Raw genomic sequence first — 3931 nt, forward strand, 5'->3', positions numbered from 1 at the left:
ACACGCTGGAGGAATTCTCAGATTGCGATCCAGTGGACATCGGCCCGCTCAAACCTCGGCCGCATGATCCGATCAAGTTCATTCGTGAGAAGTCCGCGGCTGCTGGTTGAGACGCGAAGATGAAAGTGGCGGTCCTCGCAGGAGGTGTAGGCGCACGCATGGTACTCGGCTTTGCCGGCATCGTGCCACCGGGCGATCTCAGCGTCACCGTGAATGTCGGTGACGACGATCGGTTCCACGGTCTATACGTCTGCCCGGACCTCGACACGGTGCTCTATACGCTTTCCGGGGCTGTCGATCTGACGCAAAGTTGTGGCGTCGCAGATGATGGCAGGAAAAGGGCCACAAGAGACGCAGCGAGCGATCAGACGCTGTCGCTCAGGCATGCATGCACTGATTATCCTGCGTTCGACTCCCCGCCGCCCGTCAGCGCAGGATTCCTTCGCTCTTGAGGCGCATTTCGCGGTCTTAAAGCGTCGCCCCCTCATATTATGTTGTTGTGGTCTGAGGTGGTTCACTTCGACTCAAACGAGCGAGTGTCGAGAGACGCGGTGGGGTGAACGGGTACGCGGCCGGTGGGATGATGGTAGCACAAGGAGATCAATAGCCATGGAAAACACAATGCAAGCTTCGTCGACAGCGAGGATAGACCGTGATCGTCTGGAGTGTGTGCGGGGGCAAATTAACTTTGCTCGGCGCGCGCCCGACGAAAATGCTCCCGCGGCCCCAGCGGTCGATGGACTTGATGTTTCCTTGGTCAGCCATGAGGTTGAGATTCGAAATGCGCGCCCGATCGTCAACGAGCTGTCCCTCGATCGAGAAGGTTTCATTCTAATTCAGCACAAGGCATCTAGTGTGACTGAGTCCGATCCAGTGATCCTAGCGGAAAAGTACCAACATGAAATGTTGCCTTTCATCAAGGACTATTTCAACGCGTCGCGGGTCACAACCGTGGATGTTGGCGGCGTCACCGTCCGCAGTCTTGACGAAGCCTCCGAGACGCGTGCATGGGGAGGAAAAAATCAGCGGACGGTAAGAAACCGCGGGGCTGGATTTGCCCACGTTGATTATTCGCCCGTCGCCGCTCCTATGATTGCCGCCCGTGACTCTCAGCTGCAAAATATCGAAATTCGCGGCTATTCTCGCTTGATGATCATTCAAGCTTGGCGCGCCCTGTCGCCACCTCCGCAGGATTTCCCATTGGCATTCTGTGATGCATCGTCGATTCCGCCTGCTGACCTCGTCCACGTTTTTCAGAATAAGTATGGCATTTCCATTGGGGCTTTGTTTCCTCATTATAATCCCGCCCATCGATGGTACTACCTGCCGGACATGACGCCAGACGAGCTCTTTTTGTTTAAGGGGTATGACTCCGACGCGCACTACGAACCGAGGTCAGCCCACTCGGCCTTCGATAATCGCCGCGCCTATCCAAATGCTACGCCCCGCAAGAGTATTGAGACTCGGTTCTATGTGTACTACGACTGAGAGCCAGCCGATGGATCAACTGGGCGCCTCGCGGTGCCCACCTAGGCCGCGCCGATGACGAGAACCGGCTCTTTCCGTCACCATCGGATTTGCCCAGCAACGAGCGCCCACAGCCGGACTGGCCGGTGGTTCAGCGCGAGCTCCGTCGCCGCGGGGTGACGCTTGCTGCTATGGGAGGAGTATAGCGACTCCCGCTCCGACAGCTTCAGCTATTCCTGGTTCTGCGAAGGCCACAAGAAATGGGCCGCCCGCCTCAAATCGACCCTGCGTGGGGTTTACGTTCCCCGCGCGAAGCTGTTTGTCGACTATTCCGGCTACACGCTGGAGGTGGTCGATTGCTCACCGGCGAGGTGTGCACGGCGCAGATCTTCGTCGCCGTGCTCAGCGCCTCGAACTACACACCTATGCCGAGGCCAGCCTCAGCCAAAACCTGCCGCACTAAATTAGATCGCTTCCCACGTCCGCGCACTTTCCTATTTCGGCGGCGCTGCCCAGCAGACGGTGAGCGACAATCTCACAGCCGGCATCACACCCGGGGCTGCTTTCACGAGCCGATGGTCAACAGGACCTATGCCGATCTCGCCTGCCATTACCGCACCGCCATCGTCCCAGCGCGGCCGTATCGTCCGCGGGACAGGGCGAGTACTTCATACTGCACTTCATTCGGTTGATGGCGCAGTGATGGCGGTGAGCCGCGCTGGGCGGGCGCCGCGCCCACCGCACGTCCCACAGGCCTTGGTTTAGGCTGTCGGTATAGCATTTTGTGATGAGCCCCTGGCGACCCCACATGTGTACCGCTGTCTCAGAGACGCAGAATTTGGCGGCGATCTCGCGTCGGCCCGCCTTGTCAGCGTCGCTCAGTCTGGGATCAGCGTTTCGGCGAGTGGCGCGGATCGGTCCGGCGAGATCCGCATCAGACCTTCCTGCGCAATCGGCGGGTGATCCCGGAGGAGATGTGATCACGGCCCGGTTGCGGACCGCAGGGCTGGTGAGAGGGCGCCATGTTCTGGCAATTGAGGAAACCACGAGCTTGCGAGACGATGGCAAGCTCGACAGTCTGAGCCTCCACGTGATGATCGCCGCCGACGACGGCGCGTTGCTCGAACTTGTCGATGCGGCGTTCCTCCAGCATGTCGGTGACAAGAAACGTCAGTCGGCAGTGCGAGCATTTGCGGACAAGGAGAGCCGTCGTTGGCTCGAGGCCACCTACACGGCGGCGGAATTGTCTGCTGGCGGGGCGACGTGCGCGACAGTTATCGCCGATCGAGAGGGGGGACATTTACGAGGAGTTGGCTTGCCGGCTCGTCGAGGCCGAATTGCCTGATCAGAGCCAATTACCATCTAGCCCTGAAGGGTGGTGGCACGCTCTACAATTGCCCGGGATGAAGTGCCTGAACTTGGCCGGAAAGTCATCGATGCCAAGCCGGGCCAGCCGGCACGGAAAGCCGCGTTGGCGTTGCGGACGCGGCAGATCAACCTGCTGCGTTCAAGGCGCGAATGCCCAGGCGAAGAGGCCAAGCTGCCGAAGGAGGTCACGCTGACTCTCGTGGAGGCGCGCAGCCAAGACGGCGCCGGGTCCGTTGCGAGCATTCTTCAACCGCACGCAGAAAAAGCACGGGGCCGGGGTCGCAGCCGTCGCGACGGCGCGCAAGCTCGCAGTCATGATCTGGCACGTCCTGACGACCGGGAAGGACTACGCTTACGCGCGGCCAGCGTTCACGGCGATGAAACTCCGGAAGGTGGCTCTCAAGGCTGGGGCTCCCCGTGCCTATGGCAAGGCTGGCCCGGGCCGGGACTATTGGATCAAGGAACTGCGTGAGCGGGAAGCTGGTTACGTCGCACGCGTCGAGCAGGCCTACGAACGCATGGTGGCTGCCTGGAAGGAAAAACCAAAAAGTTGCGACGAACTGAAGGTAAGGACTTCTCAACACCATCCGTCGACATGCAAAGCCGTCCGTCATCAAGGAAGCGGCTAAATGCATCCCAGCGGCTGAGGCAGTAATTGATCGCCTTGGTCGTGTCGTTGTTCCTGGAGAGCTTGGTGCGCTGCTCGCGCAACCACACCTCCAGCTCGCCGATCAGGGGGCGACTACGCTCCTGGCGCACACGCAGACGCTCCTGCGCAGGAAGTCCGCTGATCTCGCGCTCGATGGCGAACAGGACATCGAGGCGCTTGACCGCCTCGGCCGCGATTGGCGCCTTGCTGAGCCGTGCGAGATCGAAGAACTTGCGCCTGCCGTGCGCCCAGCATGCGGCCTCGATGATCGGGCCGCCCTTGCGATTGGCCTCGTAGAGCCTGCCAAAGCCGGCGTAGGCGTCAGCCTGCATCAGTCCGGCATAGCCCGCCAGATGCTGCTCCGGATGCGCACCGCCACGATCGGGCGAGTAGAAGAACACGGCCGCCGGCGGATCTGGGCCGGCAAACGGACGGTCGTCGCGCACG

At 60.7% G+C, this 3931-nt stretch carries 3 protein-coding genes and 1 pseudogene; 3 read left to right on the top strand and 1 reads right to left on the bottom strand.

Going from position 1 to position 3931, the window contains the following annotated elements:
* Positions 1 to 119: 119 nt before the first annotated feature.
* From H8A95_RS41875 to H8A95_RS41885, 3 genes are all read left to right on the top strand, one after another.
* Positions 120 to 452, top strand: coding sequence for a 2-phospho-L-lactate transferase CofD family protein (locus tag H8A95_RS41875; protein WP_229188291.1), 333 nt, complete (start codon positions 120 to 122; stop codon positions 450 to 452).
* A gap of 157 nt (positions 453 to 609) precedes the next feature.
* Complete coding sequence (locus H8A95_RS41880) at positions 610 to 1488, top strand: CmcJ/NvfI family oxidoreductase (RefSeq protein WP_229188292.1); 879 nt, start codon at positions 610 to 612, stop codon at positions 1486 to 1488.
* Positions 1489 to 2443: 955 nt separating this feature from the next.
* A complete protein-coding gene (locus H8A95_RS41885) occupies positions 2444 to 2812 on the top strand; it encodes a hypothetical protein (protein ID WP_229188293.1) in 369 nt (122 codons plus the stop codon).
* Positions 2813 to 3393: 581 nt separating this feature from the next.
* Here H8A95_RS41885 and H8A95_RS41895 read toward each other — a convergent pair.
* Positions 3394 to 3931 (bottom strand): annotated as a pseudogene (locus H8A95_RS41895) (IS66 family transposase); the annotation flags it as partial.

Origin of the sequence: Bradyrhizobium oropedii, from assembly GCF_020889685.1 — a bacterium.
Taxonomy (GTDB): Bacteria; Pseudomonadota; Alphaproteobacteria; order Rhizobiales; family Xanthobacteraceae; genus Bradyrhizobium; species Bradyrhizobium oropedii.